The 15,799-nt window shown below is 58.5% G+C and carries 14 protein-coding genes; 3 read left to right on the top strand and 11 right to left on the bottom strand.

Annotated features, from left to right (window positions below; all coding sequences use genetic code 11):
* Positions 1 to 4 precede the first annotated feature (4 nt).
* The 7 genes from ACZZ0B_RS07980 to ACZZ0B_RS08010 all read right to left on the bottom strand — a co-directional run bounded on the left by ACZZ0B_RS07980 (position 5) and on the right by ACZZ0B_RS08010 (position 7,851).
* Positions 5 to 430, bottom strand: coding sequence for a GNAT family N-acetyltransferase (locus ACZZ0B_RS07980; RefSeq protein WP_463544798.1), 426 nt, complete (start codon positions 428 to 430; stop codon positions 5 to 7).
* Positions 423 to 1,592: a ribosomal protein uL16 3-hydroxylase gene (locus ACZZ0B_RS07985; protein ID WP_201226372.1), complete on the bottom strand. Its 1,170-nt coding sequence runs from the start codon at positions 1,590 to 1,592 to the stop codon at positions 423 to 425. Before ACZZ0B_RS07985 ends, ACZZ0B_RS07980 begins: the two co-directional genes overlap by 8 nt.
* Before the next feature lie 86 nt (positions 1,593 to 1,678).
* Complete coding sequence (purB, locus tag ACZZ0B_RS07990; protein WP_463544799.1) at positions 1,679 to 3,049, bottom strand: adenylosuccinate lyase; 1,371 nt, start codon at positions 3,047 to 3,049, stop codon at positions 1,679 to 1,681.
* A gap of 126 nt (positions 3,050 to 3,175) precedes the next feature.
* The gene (gene hflD, locus ACZZ0B_RS07995) at positions 3,176 to 3,799 is read right to left on the bottom strand and encodes a high frequency lysogenization protein HflD (RefSeq protein WP_008082887.1); all 624 of its coding nucleotides are present in this window, start codon (positions 3,797 to 3,799) and stop codon (positions 3,176 to 3,178) included.
* Complete coding sequence (gene mnmA, locus ACZZ0B_RS08000) at positions 3,796 to 4,920, bottom strand: tRNA 2-thiouridine(34) synthase MnmA (RefSeq protein WP_463544800.1); 1,125 nt, start codon at positions 4,918 to 4,920, stop codon at positions 3,796 to 3,798. The genes hflD and mnmA overlap by 4 nt, the downstream gene beginning before the upstream one ends.
* A 59-nt stretch (positions 4,921 to 4,979) precedes the next feature.
* The gene (locus tag ACZZ0B_RS08005) at positions 4,980 to 5,426 is read right to left on the bottom strand and encodes an NUDIX hydrolase (protein WP_008082889.1); all 447 of its coding nucleotides are present in this window, start codon (positions 5,424 to 5,426) and stop codon (positions 4,980 to 4,982) included.
* Positions 5,427 to 5,625: 199 nt separating this feature from the next.
* On the bottom strand, positions 5,626 to 7,851 hold the full coding sequence (locus tag ACZZ0B_RS08010; protein ID WP_463544801.1) for an NADP-dependent isocitrate dehydrogenase: 2,226 nt from the start codon (positions 7,849 to 7,851) through the stop codon (positions 5,626 to 5,628).
* Between the two features lie 481 nt (positions 7,852 to 8,332).
* On the opposite strand from ACZZ0B_RS08010, the gene icd reads away from it, so the two are divergent.
* Positions 8,333 to 9,589 carry an NADP-dependent isocitrate dehydrogenase gene (icd, locus tag ACZZ0B_RS08015; RefSeq protein ID WP_008087051.1) on the top strand — a complete coding sequence of 419 codons (1,257 nt, stop codon included), beginning with the start codon at positions 8,333 to 8,335 and terminating at the stop codon, positions 9,587 to 9,589.
* A gap of 83 nt (positions 9,590 to 9,672) precedes the next feature.
* On the opposite strand, the gene cspD is transcribed toward icd, so the two are convergent.
* Positions 9,673 to 9,930 (bottom strand): cold shock domain-containing protein CspD, encoded by a 258-nt coding sequence (cspD, locus tag ACZZ0B_RS08020; RefSeq protein ID WP_463544802.1) that lies wholly within the window; start codon positions 9,928 to 9,930, stop codon positions 9,673 to 9,675.
* Positions 9,931 to 10,155: 225 nt separating this feature from the next.
* Between cspD and clpS the strand changes: the two genes are divergently transcribed.
* Positions 10,156 to 10,539, top strand: a complete 384-nt coding sequence (gene clpS, locus ACZZ0B_RS08025; RefSeq protein ID WP_016987405.1) for an ATP-dependent Clp protease adapter ClpS — start codon at positions 10,156 to 10,158, stop codon at positions 10,537 to 10,539.
* Between the two features lie 30 nt (positions 10,540 to 10,569).
* Positions 10,570 to 12,840, top strand: a complete 2,271-nt coding sequence (gene clpA / locus ACZZ0B_RS08030; protein ID WP_158830265.1) for an ATP-dependent Clp protease ATP-binding subunit ClpA — start codon at positions 10,570 to 10,572, stop codon at positions 12,838 to 12,840.
* 1,125 nt (positions 12,841 to 13,965) lie between these two features.
* Here the strand turns inward: clpA and infA are convergent.
* The 3 genes from infA to aat all read right to left on the bottom strand — a co-directional run bounded on the left by infA (position 13,966) and on the right by aat (position 15,742).
* On the bottom strand, positions 13,966 to 14,184 hold the full coding sequence (infA, locus tag ACZZ0B_RS08035; RefSeq protein WP_002553999.1) for a translation initiation factor IF-1: 219 nt from the start codon (positions 14,182 to 14,184) through the stop codon (positions 13,966 to 13,968).
* A gap of 112 nt (positions 14,185 to 14,296) precedes the next feature.
* Positions 14,297 to 15,004 (bottom strand): arginyltransferase, encoded by a 708-nt coding sequence (locus tag ACZZ0B_RS08040; protein WP_008087004.1) that lies wholly within the window; start codon positions 15,002 to 15,004, stop codon positions 14,297 to 14,299.
* 57 nt (positions 15,005 to 15,061) lie between these two features.
* A complete protein-coding gene (gene aat / locus ACZZ0B_RS08045) occupies positions 15,062 to 15,742 on the bottom strand; it encodes a leucyl/phenylalanyl-tRNA--protein transferase (protein ID WP_045123303.1) in 681 nt (226 codons plus the stop codon).
* Positions 15,743 to 15,799: the final 57 nt, after the last annotated feature.

Below are 15,799 nucleotides of genomic sequence, written 5' to 3' on the forward strand. Positions count from 1 at the left end.
GTGCTCAGGCCGAATGGCGAAGCATGTCGACATGCGGAATCCCGGCTTCGAGGAATTCCTCGCTGACCAGGCTGAAGCCCAGGCGCTCATAGAACGCCGTGGCCTGCACCTGCGCGCTGAGCATTTGCTGCTTCAGGCCGCGTTCTTCCGCTTCAGCAATCACCGCTTGCATCAGCGCATCTCCGACCTTCATCCCGCGCCAGTCTTTCAGCACCGAAACGCGGCCGATGTGCCCATCAGGCAACAGACGCGCAGTGCCAATCGGAAAGTCGCCTTCAAACGCCAGAAAATGCACGGCGGTCGCGTCATCCGCGTCCCATTCCAACTCAGGTGGCACCAATTGCTCGGCAATGAACACCGTTTCACGAATGCGCCGGATCTCGGCGATGTCCTTCTGCCAGTCTGCGACACGTACGCGAATCTTATTCATCGGCGAACCCCAGGCTGCCTTGCTTGACCAGTTCGCACAGCAGGCCGCGACCGTCTTCATCATTCAGCCACTCGCCGAGGTTATCGGCGTGCAGGGCGTCGGCGGCGCAGATCAGCTTCAGCAGTTCACGCAGTTTGCCCGGCAGATAACGGCTCTGGCCGCTGGCGAACAGCAGCAGGTCGTCATCGACTTCCGACCAGGCCAGACGCGCGCTCGGGTTGCGGATCAATACAGCGCCATCCTGCAGAGCGCTGAGGAAGTCTTCTTCTTCGACGTCTTCCGGGCCAACCACCAGCTCTGGATAGCGCGGCTCGGTCATGTACTGGCCGAACCAGGTCAGCAGCAAACGCTCGTCGCTCATGTGTTCGGCGAGCAGGCTTTTCAGGCGATCCAGGGCATCGTGCTGAATCTGGTGCGGATCGACAGCTGGCTTGGCGTCAGCATCGGTGTAGCGCTCTTCGTCAGTCAGGAACTGGCTGAGGAAATCGGTGAAGTGGGTCAGCACTTCAGAGGCGCTCGGCGCGCGGAAGCCGACCGAGTAGGTCATGCAATTGTCGACCGCGACACCGCAGTGAGCCAGGCGCGGCGGCAGGTAAAGCATGTCGCCCGGTTCCAGTACCCATTCTTCGGTCTCGTGGAATTCGGCGAGGATGCGCAGATCCGCGTGTTGCAGCAGTGGGCTCTCGGAATCGCACATCTGGCCGATTTTCCAGTTGCGCTTGCCGTGGCCTTGCAGCAGGAACACATCGTAGTTGTCGAAATGCGGACCAACGCTGCCACCCGGAGCGGCGAAGCTGATCATCACATCGTCGACGCGCCAGCTCGGCAGGAAACGGAAGTTTTCCAGCAGCTCGCTGACTTCCGGCACGAACTGGTCAACCGCCTGCACCAGCAGGGTCCACTCTTTTTCCGGCAGTTTGCTGAACTCGTCTTCAGCGAACGGGCCGCGACGCAGTTCCCAAGGGCGCTCGCCGTGCTCGATCACCAGGCGCGATTCGACTTCTTCTTCCAGGGCCAGGCCGGCCAGTTCGTCGGCGTCGATCGGGCTTTCGAAATCAGGAATCGCCTGGCGGATCAGCAGTGGCTTTTTCTGCCAGTAGTCGCGCAGGAACTCGCGTGCTGTGATGCCGCCCAGAAGTTGAAGAGGAATATCGGGATTCATATGTAACCTATTGAAAAAAAGCACTTTTCAGACGGGAATAAAAACGCCCGGCGCGGCCGGGCGTCTCAAACGGGTCAAACGGTCGATCAGATGCGTTTGGCTTGCGCTACAGCGTTGCCGATGTAGTTGGCCGGGGTCAGTTGCTTGAGCTCGGCTTTCGCTTCGGCAGGCATGTCCAGACCATCGATGAAAGTCTGCAGGGCTTCAGGGCTGATGCCCTTGCCACGGGTCAGTTCTTTCAGCTTCTCGTACGGGTTTTCGATGTTGTAGCGGCGCATCACGGTCTGGATCGGCTCAGCCAGAACTTCCCAGCAAGCGTCGAGGTCAGCGGCAATCTTCTGAGCGCTCAGCTCAAGTTTGCTGATGCCTTTGAGGCTGGCTTCGTACGCGATCACGCTGTGGGCGAAGCCGACACCGAGGTTACGCAGGACGGTGGAGTCGGTCAGGTCGCGCTGCCAGCGGGAGATCGGCAGTTTGCTCGCCAGGTGCTGGAACAGTGCGTTGGCGATACCCAGGTTGCCTTCGGAGTTTTCGAAGTCGATCGGGTTGACCTTGTGCGGCATGGTCGACGAACCGATTTCGCCAGCGATGGTGCGCTGCTTGAAGTAACCCAGGGAGATGTAGCCCCAGATGTCACGGTCGAAGTCGATCAGGATAGTGTTGAAGCGCGCGATCGCGTCGAACAGCTCGGCGATGTAGTCGTGCGGTTCGATCTGCGTGGTGTACGGGTTGAAGCCCAGGCCCAGCTCGTCTTCGATGAAGGCGCGGGCATTGGCTTCCCAGTCGATCTGCGGGTAGGCCGACAGGTGCGCGTTGTAGTTGCCGACAGCGCCGTTGATCTTGCCCAGCAGCGGCACGGCAGCAACCTGAGCGATCTGGCGCTCGAGACGGTAAACCACGTTCGCCAGCTCTTTACCCAGAGTGGTTGGAGAAGCCGGTTGGCCGTGAGTACGCGACAGCATTGGCACGTCGGCGAAACGGATGGCCAGTTCGCGGATGGCTTCGGCGGTCTGGCGCATCAGCGGCAGCATCACGTCGTCACGGCCTTCGCGCAGCATCAGGGCGTGGGACAGGTTGTTGATGTCTTCGCTGGTGCAGGCAAAGTGGATGAACTCGCTGACCTTGGCCAGCTCCGGCAGCTTGGCCGCTTGCTCTTTGAGCAAGTATTCGATCGCTTTGACGTCGTGGTTGGTGGTGCGCTCGATCTCTTTGACGCGCTCGGCGTGCTCCAGCGAGAAGTTTTCAGCCAGTTCATTGAGAACGGCGTTGGCCTCGGCGGAGAAGGCCGGCACTTCAGGGATGCCAGCGTGGGCGGCCAGGCGCTGGAGCCAGCGCACTTCAACCAGAACACGGGCACGGATCAGACCGTACTCGCTGAAAATCGGGCGCAGGGCCTGGGTTTTGCCGGCGTAGCGGCCGTCAACAGGGGAAACCGCAGTGAGCGAAGAAAGCTGCATGGGGTGTTCTCGGACAGTCGGGCAACGAAATGGGGCGCGTATCATACATGAAAAAATCCGCCGGTCCGTTGCCAACTGACCGGCGTATTACGCGTTACAGACTACAAAGCTTTTATTGCGCGGCGTTTACTCGCTGCGCATCAACGGATACAGCTCTTTGAGCAGCTTGCGCCGGCTGATCACCAACTGCCAGCGGTGGCCGCCCAACTGCCGCCACAAGCGCGCCGAACGAATGCCGGCGAGGAGCAAGGCGCGAATTTTCGAGGCGTTGCTCGGTTGCTGCAGGTTGCGCATGTCGCCGTGCACCTGAATCCGTTGACGCAGGGTGCTCAGGGTGTCCTGATACAGCGCGCCGCAAGCGGCAATCACGTTTTCATGGGCTGGACCGAAATGCTCGACCTGCGACTGAATCTGCGGCAAGCGCTTGCCGATGGTGTCAAGCATATCGTCACGCTTGGCCAGTTGCCGCTCCAGGCCGAGCATCGACAGGGCGTAACGCAATGGCTCACGCTGCAACGTGCTCGGGTCGCGTTCGAGGGCGCCGATCAGCGCGCGGTAGCCTTCGCGCAGATTGAGGTCGTCGCCGCCGTACACGTCCAGCGTGTCTTTCGGGTCGCGCACCAGCAGGCTGCCGAGCATACACGTCAGGCCGGCTTCGCTGGTCTGGCCGCTTTTGGCGATGCGGTCGACGAGCACGGCGGCGAGAAACACGCCGCCCAGCGCCGTCAGTTGCTCCTGAGTCGGGCTCATGCCTGGCCGCTCCACGGCTCGGCCACTTCGATCACGCCGCCGCCGAGGCAGATTTCACCGTCATAGAACACCACGGACTGACCCGGCGTTACTGCACGTTGCGGCTCGTCGAACACGGCGCGGTAGCCGCTGGCGGTTTTTTCCAGGGTGCAGGCCTGGTCGCTCTGGCGATAGCGAACCTTGGCGGTCAGGCGCAGCGGCTGGCCCAGGTCTATCGGGTTGACCCAATAGATTTCCGAAGCGAGCAGGGCGCCGGAGAACAGCCACGGATGGTTGTTGCCCTGGCCGACGATCAGCTCGTTGCTGTCGAGATCCTTGCGCAGCACGTACCACGGCTCATCGCCCGCGTCTTTCAGGCCGCCGATACCGAGGCCCTGACGCTGACCGATGGTGTGGTACATCAAGCCGTGGTGACGGCCGATGACTTCGCCTTCGGTGGTTTTTATCTCGCCCGGTTGCGCCGGCAGGTATTGCTTGAGGAAGTCGCTGAAACGACGCTCGCCGATGAAGCAGATCCCGGTGGAATCCTTCTTCTTGGCGGTCGCTAGCTCGTATTTCTCGGCAATTGCACGGACTTCCGGCTTTTCCAGTTCGCCAACCGGGAACAGGGTCTTGGCGATCTGTTCGCCGCCAACGGCGTGCAGGAAGTAGCTCTGATCCTTGTTCGGATCGAGGCCTTTGAGCAGTTCGGTGCGGCCATCGATGTCACGACGGCGCACATAGTGGCCGGTAGCGATCAGGTCGGCACCGAGCATCATGGCGTAGTCGAGGAACGCCTTGAACTTGATCTCGCGGTTACAGAGGATGTCCGGGTTCGGCGTGCGACCGGCCTTGTACTCGGCGAGGAAGTGCTCGAACACGTTGTCCCAGTACTCGGCGGCGAAGTTGGCGGTGTGCAGTTTGATACCGATTTTGTCGCAGACAGCCTGGGCATCCGCCAGGTCGTCCATGGCGGTGCAGTATTCCGTTCCGTCGTCTTCTTCCCAGTTCTTCATGAACAGGCCTTCCACTTCATAGCCCTGCTCGATCAGCAGGAGAGCGGAAACGGAAGAGTCCACGCCGCCGGACATGCCGACAATGACGCGCTTCTTGGATGTGTCAGAAGGGGCTGGATCACGCATAGGGATTCAATGAGTGTCTTGAAAAAGGACGCGATTCTATCAGGCTCGCGGCCTCAAGGCTAAAGAGAAGGGCGGATCAGTTCGAGGCCGAAGTGATGGCCGGCCAGATAATCGTCGATGCAGCGGATGATCAGCTCACTGCGCCAGTTGTCGCGCTGGGCGATTAATTCGTCGCGGGTCAGCCACTTGGCGCCGACGATGCCGTCGTCCAATTGGTAATCCGGGTGATGTTTCACCGCTTTGGCGCTGAAGCACACGCGCTGGTAGGTCACGCCGTTGCTCGGCGCGGTGTACAGGTAGATGCCGATGACGCCAGTGGGCTCGACGTCCCAGCCGGTTTCTTCAAGGGTTTCGCGCACGGCGGCTTCGATCAGGGTTTCGTCCGGGTCGAGATGGCCGGCGGGCTGGTTGAGCACGTTACGCCCGGCCTTGTGTTCTTCGACCATCAGGAAACGACCGTTATCCTCGACGATGGTGGCGACGGTGATGTGGGGGAGCCATTCCATGAATTGTCCTCAAATATTGAATTGAAACCCAATCCCTTGTAGGAGTGAGCCTGCTCGCGATAGCGCAATGTCAGTCACCGGAATTGTTGAATGGTATACCGCTATCGCGAGCAGGCTCACTCCTACAAGGGAATTGTGTGAACTCTGGAAACACAAACCCCGGCACTGGGCCGGGGTTTGTGATGTTCCCTTTACAACCTTAAACCAGCGCAGCAATCGCGGCGTTGAGGGTTGCGCTTGGGCGCATGGCCTTGCTGATCAGCTCGGCATTGGCGTGGTAGTAACCGCCGATGTCGACTGGCTTGCCCTGAACGGCGTTGAGCTCGGCAACGATGGTCGCTTCGTTCTCGGTCAGGGTTTTTGCCAGGGTCGCGAACTGCGCTTGCAGTGCCGCGTCTTCAGTCTGGGCGGCCAGGGCCTGAGCCCAGTACATCGCCAGGTAGAAGTGGCTGCCGCGGTTGTCGATGTTGCCGACTTTGCGCGATGGCGACTTGTTGTTGTCGAGGAACTGGCCAGTCGCCTGATCCAGAGTCTTCGACAGCACCAGCGCTTTCGGGTTGTTGTAGTTCACGCCCAGATGCTCAAGGGACGCTGCCAGTGCGAGGAACTCGCCCAGCGAATCCCAGCGCAGGAAGTTCTCTTCAACCAGTTGCTGCACGTGCTTCGGCGCCGAACCGCCAGCGCCGGTTTCGAACAGGCCACCGCCGTTCATCAGCGGCACGATCGAGAGCATCTTGGCGCTGGTGCCCAGTTCCATGATCGGGAACAGGTCAGTCAGGTAGTCGCGCAGTACGTTGCCGGTCACCGAAATGGTGTCCTTGCCTTCGCGGGTGCGCTGCAGGGTGTACTTCATCGCGTCGACCGGCGCCATGATCTGGATGTCCAGACCGGCCGTGTCGTGATCCTTCAGGTAAGCCTGAACTTTCTCGATCACTACGCCGTCGTGAGCGCGCATTGGGTCGAGCCAGAAGATCGCTGGCGTGCTGCTGGCGCGAGCACGGTTGACGGCCAGTTTGACCCAGTCCTGGATCGGCGCGTCTTTGGTCTGGCACATGCGGAAGATGTCGCCGGCTTCAACAGCCTGTTCCATCAGCAGAGTGCCTTTGCTGTCGGTTACGCGAACAACGCCGTCAGCCTTGATCTGGAAGGTCTTGTCGTGCGAGCCGTACTCTTCGGCTTTCTTCGCCATCAGACCAACGTTTGGCACGCTGCCCATGGTGGTCGGGTCGAAAGCGCCATTGGCTTTGCAATCTTCGATCACGGCCTGGTAGATGGTTGCGTAGCAACGATCCGGGATCACAGCCTTGGTGTCGTGCAGTTGACCGTCAGTGCCCCACATTTTGCCGGAGTCACGGATCATCGCTGGCATCGAGGCGTCGACGATAACGTCGCTCGGCACGTGCAGGTTGGTGATGCCTTTGTCGGAGTTGACCATCGCCAGCGACGGACGAGCGGCGTAGACCGCGGCCATGTCAGCTTCGATCTGTGCTTGCTGCTCGGCAGGCAAAGCCTTGATGCGCGCGTACAGATCGCCGATGCCGTTGTTCAGGTTGAAGCCGATCTCGGCCAGCACGGCAGCATGCTTGGTCAGCGCATCTTTATAGAACTCGGCAACGATCTGGCCGAACATGATCGGGTCGGAGACCTTCATCATGGTCGCTTTCAAGTGCACCGAGAGCAGTACACCCTGGGCCTTGGCGCTGTCGATTTCAGCAGCGATGAACGCACGCAGGGCGTTTTTGCTCATCACGGCGCAGTCGAGGATCTCGCCAGCCTGAACGGTGGTTTTTTCTTTCAGAACGGTCGCGGTGCCGTCTTTGGCGATCAGCTCGATCTTCACGGCGTCAGCGGCGTCGATCAGGGCAGCTTTTTCGCTGCCGTAGAAATCGCCGGTGCTCATGTGAGCGACGTGGGACTTGGAGTCTTTGGCCCAGGCGCCCATTTTGTGCGGGTGCTTGCGAGCGTAGTTCTTCACCGACAGCGGAGCGCGACGGTCGGAGTTGCCTTCACGCAGAACCGGGTTCACGGCGCTGCCCTTGACCTTGTCGTAACGCGCCTTGGCGTCTTTGTCGGCGTCGCTGGTCACGGTTTCCGGGTAGTCCGGCAGGTTGTAACCCTGAGCTTGCAGCTCTTTGATCGCGGCTTGCAGCTGAGGCACCGAAGCGCTGATGTTCGGCAGCTTGATGATGTTGGCTTCAGGCGTAACGGCCAGGTCGCCCAGTTCGGCGAGGTGGTCGGCTACGGCTTTGTCGCCCAGTTGCTCGGGGAAGCTGGCCAGAATGCGTGCTGCAAGAGAGATATCGCGGGTTTCCACGGCGATATCGGCCGAAGCGGTGTACGCCTCGATGATCGGCAGCAGGGAATAGGTGGCGAGGGCTGGGGCTTCGTCGGTGAAGGTATAGATGATCTTCGAGCGGGTGGGCATATTCGGATTAACTCTCTCTTCTTTGCTAAAGCGTGCGCAGAAACTCGAGGGGCGCCGGGTAAGCGCGTTCGTTCAAAGTCATCCATGAACCGAATGTCGAGATTCTTCGCGGTGATGTTGGGTGCATCAGTAGAGCGTCAAGCAGTCAGGCTGCGATAACAACCCGACCAATCAGGCGGAAAGTCTCGTTCTAGAGAGGCCAGCCGTCGTGACCCTGTGGTCAGCGGCGGGCATTATACATAGGTAGCTGGCAATCTGCCGATGGTTCATATGCAACCAATCTCGTCCATTGGTCTAAAGGTCGCAGGGCAGGGGGCGGCGTAGAGTCGTTGCGAATGCTTGAGTTTGGCGCTTTTCCCTTTGCTTTCAGGCTTGTACGAAACGAGATGTGCCCGCGCCACGAACAGAGGGTTTGCGTGTTGATTTAACTGGGTTACGCTCGAACCAAGCCAGATGTTCAATCCAAACAATGGAGTTCAGCATGGGTTACAAGAAGATTCAGGTTCCAGCCGTCGGCGACAAAATCACCGTCAATGCAGACCATTCTCTCAATGTTCCTGATAACCCGATCATCCCCTTCATCGAAGGTGACGGCATTGGTGTCGACATCAGCCCGGTGATGATCAAGGTTGTCGATGCTGCAGTTCAAAAGGCATACGGCGGTAAACGCAAGATTTCCTGGATGGAAGTCTACGCCGGGGAAAAAGCCACCCAGGTTTACGATCAGGACACCTGGCTGCCTCAGGAAACCCTCGATGCAGTCAAGGATTACGTGGTTTCCATCAAAGGCCCGCTCACCACTCCAGTCGGTGGCGGCATCCGTTCGCTGAACGTGGCCCTGCGTCAGCAGCTCGACCTGTACGTTTGCCTGCGCCCGGTGCGCTGGTTCGAAGGCGTGCCAAGCCCGGTGAAAAAGCCTGGCGACGTCGACATGACCATCTTCCGCGAGAACTCCGAAGACATCTACGCGGGCATTGAGTGGAAGGCCGGCTCGCCGGAAGCCACCAAGGTCATCAAATTCCTTAAAGAAGAAATGGGCGTCACCAAGATCCGTTTCGACGAAAACTGCGGCATCGGCGTCAAGCCGGTTTCGCTGGAAGGTACCAAACGCCTGGCGCGAAAGGCTCTGCAATATGTGGTCGATAACGACCGCGATTCGCTGACCATCGTGCACAAAGGCAACATCATGAAGTTCACCGAAGGTGCCTTCAAAGAGTGGGCCTACGAAGTGGCCGCCGAAGAATTCGGCGCGACCCTGCTCGACGGCGGCCCGTGGATGCAGTTCAAAAACCCGAAAACCGGCAAGAACGTTGTGGTCAAAGACGCCATCGCCGACGCCATGCTCCAGCAGATCCTGCTGCGCCCGGCCGAATACGATGTGATCGCGACCCTCAACCTCAACGGTGACTACCTCTCCGATGCCCTGGCGGCAGAAGTGGGCGGTATCGGCATCGCGCCGGGCGCCAACCTGTCCGACACCGTGGCGATGTTCGAAGCTACCCATGGTACTGCGCCGAAATACGCTGGCAAGGATCAGGTCAACCCGGGTTCGCTGATTCTCTCGGCGGAAATGATGCTGCGCCATATGGGTTGGACGGAAGCGGCGGATCTGATCATCAAAGGCACCAATGGCGCTATCTCGGCCAAGACGGTGACCTATGACTTCGAACGTTTGATGGAAGGCGCCAAGCTGGTTTCGTCGTCGGGCTTCGGTGATGCGTTGATTTCGCATATGTAAGAAACACGGGCACAGAAAAACCGCCTGACTCGATGAATTGAGTCAGGCGGTTTTTTTATGGCTGAATAAATATAGGGTGTGGGTCAGGCCGTGACAGTCTGCGGGGCGGCAGCAGGTGTAACAATTTCTCCTGCAGGCGCAGCAGGGCCAATTTTGACCGCGTGCAGTCCTTTTGGTCCCTGGATAATCTCGAATTTGACGGCTTGCCCTGCCTTCAGGGTTTTATAGCCTTCCATTTCGATGGCCGAGTAATGGGCAAACAAGTCCTCATCCTTGCCATCCTCGACGATAAAACCGTACCCCTTGGCATTGTTGAACCATTTCACCTTGCCGACAGCCATGCTCAAATCCCTCTGCAACAGACTCCAACGCTGGAGTATCATCCAAGTCATCCGCAATCTATTCCGTTAAAAGAATTGACTCCGCGGATCTTTTTTACCCACTGTGGGCTCTATTGGTTGTAACACCGTTTTCCCGATAGTCAAGGTGACCGGGCAGTCGGAGTTGAAAACGTGGACAACCGCCCCCACCACTGTATTTGCACAACTGACGAACCTTTCTTTCCCATGCATGCAATCAGCCAGATTCGACTAACATTCAATCAGGATCGCCCGCTTCTCCAAAAGGATCTTCCAGAGGAGCACGACGACGATTCGGCAGGCGTTGCTGTTCAGGAAGCAAAGCCTGCGTTACAGGCGCCGCCGATGTACAAGGTGGTTTTGTTCAACGATGACTACACACCGATGGATTTCGTCGTCGAAGTGCTCGAGGTGTTTTTTAACCTGAATCGCGAGCTGGCGACCAAGGTCATGCTGGCCGTCCACACAGAAGGGCGGGCAGTATGTGGAGTGTTTACCCGCGACATCGCCGAGACAAAGGCCATGCAGGTCAACCAGTACGCCAGGGAAAGCCAGCATCCGCTACTCTGTGAAATCGAGAAGGACGGTTAATCGCCGACCACTTGGGTATGAGGTGAAGCTATGTTAAACCGCGAGCTCGAAGTCACCCTCAATCTTGCCTTCAAGGAGGCTCGTTCGAAACGTCATGAATTCATGACCGTCGAACACCTGCTGCTGGCCCTATTGGACAATGAGGCTGCCGCCACCGTTTTGCGTGCCTGCGGCGCAAACCTCGACAAACTCAAGCATGACCTGCAGGAGTTCATCGACTCCACCACGCCTTTGATCCCCGTCCATGACGAAGATCGTGAAACCCAGCCAACCCTGGGCTTCCAGCGTGTACTGCAACGTGCTGTTTTCCACGTACAGAGCTCGGGCAAACGCGAAGTGACTGGCGCCAACGTGCTGGTTGCAATCTTCAGTGAGCAAGAGAGTCAGGCAGTGTTCCTGCTGAAACAGCAGAGCGTTGCGCGCATCGATGTCGTCAACTACATCGCCCATGGCATTTCCAAAGTGCCGGGGCACGGCGATCACTCTGAAGGTGAACAAGATATGCAGGACGACGAGGGCGGTGAGTCTTCTTCTTCAGGCAATCCTCTGGATGCTTATGCCAGCAACCTCAACGAACTCGCGCGCCAGGGTCGTATCGATCCGCTGGTCGGCCGTGAGTCGGAAGTCGAGCGTGTCGCGCAGATTCTCGCGCGTCGGCGCAAAAACAATCCGCTGCTGGTCGGCGAAGCAGGCGTGGGTAAAACCGCGATTGCCGAAGGCCTGGCCAAGCGTATTGTCGACAACCAGGTGCCGGATCTGCTGGCGGGTAGCGTCGTTTATTCGCTCGATCTCGGTGCTCTGCTCGCAGGCACCAAGTATCGCGGCGACTTCGAGAAGCGTTTCAAAGCGCTGCTCAATGAACTGAAAAAACGTCCGCAAGCCATTCTGTTCATCGACGAAATCCACACCATTATTGGTGCGGGCGCTGCGTCGGGCGGCGTCATGGACGCTTCGAATCTGCTCAAGCCGCTGCTGTCGTCTGGCGACATTCGCTGCATCGGTTCGACCACGTTCCAGGAATTCCGTGGCATCTTTGAGAAGGATCGTGCCTTGGCGCGTCGCTTCCAGAAGGTCGATGTTGTCGAGCCGTCGGTGGAAGACACCATCGGTATCCTGCGCGGCCTGAAAGGGCGTTTCGAACAGCACCACAACATCGAGTACAGCGACGAAGCATTGCGTGCCGCTGCTGAACTGGCGTCGCGTTACATCAATGACCGGCACATGCCGGACAAAGCCATTGATGTGATCGACGAGGCGGGCGCCTATCAGCGCTTGCAGCCGGTCGAGAAGCGCGCCAAGCGCATCGAAGTGCCGCATGTCGAAGACATCGTGGCGAAAATCGCGCGGATTCCGCCTAAGCACGTCACCAGCTCCGACAAAGAGTTGCTGCGTAACCTTGAGCGTGATTTGAAGCTGACAGTGTTTGGTCAGGACGCGGCGATCGATTCGCTGTCGACTGCGATCAAACTGTCCCGTGCCGGCCTCAAGTCGCCTGACAAACCAGTCGGTTCGTTCCTGTTCGCAGGCCCGACCGGTGTCGGTAAAACCGAGGCCGCGCGGCAATTGGCCAAGGCGTTGGGCATTGAATTGGTTCGCTTCGATATGTCCGAGTACATGGAGCGCCACACCGTATCGCGTCTGATCGGTGCGCCTCCGGGCTACGTCGGTTTCGACCAGGGTGGTCTGTTGACCGAAGCGATCACCAAGCAGCCGCACTGCGTATTGTTGCTCGACGAAATCGAGAAGGCGCATCCGGAAGTCTTCAACCTGCTGCTGCAGGTAATGGACCACGGTACGCTGACCGACAACAACGGGCGCAAGGCGGACTTCCGCAACGTGATTGTGATCATGACCACCAACGCCGGTGCCGAAACGGCGGCGCGGGCTTCGATCGGTTTCACCCATCAGGACCACTCGTCTGATGCGATGGAAGTGATCAAGAAGAGCTTCACGCCGGAATTCCGTAACCGTCTGGATACCATTATTCAGTTTGGTCGCCTCAGTCATGAGGTCATCAAAAGTGTGGTGGACAAGTTCCTTACCGAGCTTCAGGCGCAGTTGGAAGACAAGCGTGTGTTGCTGGAAGTGACCGACGCGGCGCGCAGTTGGCTGGCGGCCGGTGGTTATGATGCGGCGATGGGGGCGCGTCCGATGGCTCGTCTGATTCAGGACAAGATCAAGCGTCCGCTGGCGGAGGAGATCTTGTTTGGTGAGTTGGCTGAGCATGGTGGGGTTGTGCATATCGATATCAAGGATGGTGAGTTGACCTTTGATTTCGAGACCACTGCTGAGATGGCTTGATGGTTGTTGTTGGATGAAAGGGCGCCTTCGGGCGCCTTTTTGTTGTCTGCTGTTTGGGGTGTTTGGGGTGTTTGGGGTTTCTGGGGATTCTGGGTGTATATCCGTTGCTGCGGTAACGGCTGCTTAGGGTTCCGCCCTTACGGCGGGTCACTTTTGACAAGCGCCTCAAAAGTAACCAAAAAGGCTTGCTCCTGCGTGCGGCCCGCTCGCTGGGGCTCGGGATTCCTTCGCTGCGGGATTGATCCGGGCGCAGCGCCTACGGTTTGCTTCGCTGCACCTCCTCTCGCTGTGTTTGGCTGCGCCAAACGGTCGCTGCGCTCCCACCCCCGGATCAATCCCTCCACTCAGCCTTCCGACGTCGCCCGTGGATCAAGATCAAAAGCCGCAGCCGAGCTAACGCTCATCCTGTTGAGTGGTGAGGAGCACAGGGTGCTCGGCTTTTGATTTTCGTAGGAGCAAAGCTTGCTCGCGAAGGCGGCCTGACAGCCGGCCCGCTTCTCCTAGCCATACCATCCCCAGCAGGCTGCGATCTTTTTAAGAGCAAGATCAAAAGATCGCAGCCTGCGGCAGCTCCTACAGAAGATTGCATCGAAAGATTGGTAGGTTGCCAGCCTGCTATCGCCAGCGAGTGCAGCCCCCACAAAAAGCACAGCCGATAAATCATGTAGGAGCTGCCGAAGGCTGCGATCTTTTGATCTGCTCTGGCTCTGGCTCTGGCTCTGGCTCTGGCTCTGGCTCTGGCTCTGGCTCTGGCTTTGGCTTTGGCTTTTGATTTTTTGCCCCATCGGCAGGCCGAGCGGAGGTGTTCATCCGGGGGTAGGCGCGCAGCGCCGTGCGGCGTAGCCGCATACATCGAGAGGAGGTGCAGCGAAGCAAACCGTAGGCGATGCCCCCGGATGGACACCGTAGCGAGGGAACACTGAGCCTCAGCGAAGTGCCGTACGCCGGGGCAAAGCCTTTTGGTTCCTTTTTGCTGGGCCGGCATTCCGGCGTTTGAAAAAGGGACTCGCTGTAAGAGCGAAACCGCCAGCGGCAGCACCCGAGAAAACGGATATGCCCCCAAACCCTAAAAACGCAGACAAACAAAAACGCCCGGCATAAACCGGGCGTTCTGTATTGACTTGATTAACGAGCGCGGTAAGTGATGCGCCCTTTGCTCAAGTCATAGGGCGTCAGCTCGACGCGCACTTTGTCACCGGTAAGAATACGAATGTAGTTCTTGCGCATCTTGCCGGAAATATGCGCGGTTACGACGTGCCCATTTTCCAACTCCACACGAAACATGGTGTTGGGCAGGGTGTCGACGACAGTGCCTTCCATTTCGAAGCTGTCTTCTTTCGACATGCAGTAAAGCCCTCGGTATCCAATGAATGGCCCGGTGCAACTGCGCCAGGCAAAAGCGGCGTGCATTGTGCCCGAAAAATGGGGTTTACGCCAAGGGGTTTAGGGCTCGGGTTTAGTTGAGGACGACCCAGCGCTGATTAATCAGCAATTCGATAGGGCGATATTGGGTCTTGTAGTTCATCTTTTTGCAATTCTTGATCCAGTAACCGAGGTACACCGCCTCAAGCCCCAGGCGCTGGCTTTCGCCGATCTGCCAGAGGATGGCAAAACGGCCAAGACTGCGGCGCTCTTCATCCGGTTCGTAAAAGGTGTACACCGCTGACAGGCCGTTAGGCAGCAAATCGGTCACCGCCACGGCGAGCAACCGTCCGTCGAGTCGAAACTCATAAAAGCGCGAGAAGGGCAGATCGCGTACCAGAAACGTCGAGAATTGATCACGGCTCGGCGGGTACATGTCGCCGTCGGCGTGGCGTTGTTCGATGTAGCGCTGGTAGAGATCGAAATATTCTTCGCTGAATTGCGGCTTGGCCGGGCGCACCTGCAAATCGGCGTTGCGCTTGAAAATGCGCTTCTGCTGACGATTGGGGGTGAACTGCGCCACTGGAATGCGCGCAGGCACGCACGCATTGCAGTTCTGGCAATGAGGTCGATACAGATGGTCGCCGCTGCGACGAAAACCCATTTCCGACAGGTCTGCGTAGACATGCACATCCATGGGCTGACTCGGATCGAGAAACAGGGTCGTGGCCTGCTCCTCCGGCAGATAGCTGCAAGAGTGAGGCTGAGTGGCATAGAACTTCAAACGCGCCAACTCGGTCATGATCAACCCTCGGGATAAGCTGGTGAATTAAGTGTAAGCCACGCGCGCAAAAGTCGCTCAGCAAACCCAGGTGGCACGATTGGGTTGATCCAGGTGTCGGGCCAGATAATCGGCGAATTGTTGGCGAGGGATTGCCCGGGCGCCGAGGCTGTGCAGATGATCGGTCGGCATCTGGCAGTCGATCAGTACGAACCCCGAGTCTTTCAGATGCCGCACCAGGGTGGCAAAGCCGAATTTCGAGGCGTTGTCGGCGCGGCTGAACATCGACTCGCCGAAAAACAGTTGGCCCATCGCCAGGCCATACAGGCCGCCGACCAGTTCGCCTTGATCCCAGACTTCCACTGAATGGGCGAAGCCGCGACGATGCAGTTCGACGTAGGCGTCTTGCATGGCCTCGGTGATCCAGGTGCCGTCGGCGTAGTCGCGGGGCGCGGCGCAGGCGCGGATCACCGCGTCGAAGTCCTGATCGAAGGTCACTTGATAGCGCTGCTGGCGCAGCAGTTTGCCGAGGCTGCGTGAAACATGCAGTTCGTCGGGAAACAGCACGGTGCGTGGATCCGGCGACCACCAGAGAATTGGCTGGCCCTCGGAAAACCACGGAAAGCAGCCATGGCGATACGCCTGGACCAAACGATCGGCAGACAGATCGCCGCCAGCGGCAAGCAATCCGTTGGGCTCGCGCATGGCCTTTTCCAAAGGAGGAAAAGTCAGGGAATTACGTTGTAACCAAGTCAGCATGGCATCCAGGCTTGCAGAAGGGGAGGGCAGAGCTGGCCATTTGGCCCGCGATAAAGT

The sequence above is a fragment of the Pseudomonas sp. AC247 genome, from assembly GCF_979258015.1.

Coding starts and splice junctions, on each gene's coding strand:
- ACZZ0B_RS07985 (WP_201226372.1), bottom strand. CDS start 1,592: ATGAATCCCGATATTCCTCTTCAACTTCTGGGCGGCATCACAGCACGC.
- ACZZ0B_RS08040 (WP_008087004.1), bottom strand. CDS start 15,004: ATGACCGAGTTGGCGCGTTTGAAGTTCTATGCCACTCAGCCTCACTCT.
- cspD (WP_463544802.1), bottom strand. CDS start 9,930: ATGGCTGTCGGCAAGGTGAAATGGTTCAACAATGCCAAGGGGTACGGT.
- ACZZ0B_RS07980 (WP_463544798.1), bottom strand. CDS start 430: ATGAATAAGATTCGCGTACGTGTCGCAGACTGGCAGAAGGACATCGCC.
- ACZZ0B_RS08005 (WP_008082889.1), bottom strand. CDS start 5,426: ATGGAATGGCTCCCCCACATCACCGTCGCCACCATCGTCGAGGATAAC.
- icd (WP_008087051.1), top strand. CDS start 8,333: ATGGGTTACAAGAAGATTCAGGTTCCAGCCGTCGGCGACAAAATCACC.
- hflD (WP_008082887.1), bottom strand. CDS start 3,799: ATGAGCCCGACTCAGGAGCAACTGACGGCGCTGGGCGGCGTGTTTCTC.
- mnmA (WP_463544800.1), bottom strand. CDS start 4,920: ATGCGTGATCCAGCCCCTTCTGACACATCCAAGAAGCGCGTCATTGTC.
- clpA (WP_158830265.1), top strand. CDS start 10,570: ATGTTAAACCGCGAGCTCGAAGTCACCCTCAATCTTGCCTTCAAGGAG.
- infA (WP_002553999.1), bottom strand. CDS start 14,184: ATGTCGAAAGAAGACAGCTTCGAAATGGAAGGCACTGTCGTCGACACC.
- purB (WP_463544799.1), bottom strand. CDS start 3,049: ATGCAGCTTTCTTCGCTCACTGCGGTTTCCCCTGTTGACGGCCGCTAC.
- aat (WP_045123303.1), bottom strand. CDS start 15,742: ATGCTGACTTGGTTACAACGTAATTCCCTGACTTTTCCTCCTTTGGAA.
- clpS (WP_016987405.1), top strand. CDS start 10,156: ATGCATGCAATCAGCCAGATTCGACTAACATTCAATCAGGATCGCCCG.
- ACZZ0B_RS08010 (WP_463544801.1), bottom strand. CDS start 7,851: ATGCCCACCCGCTCGAAGATCATCTATACCTTCACCGACGAAGCCCCA.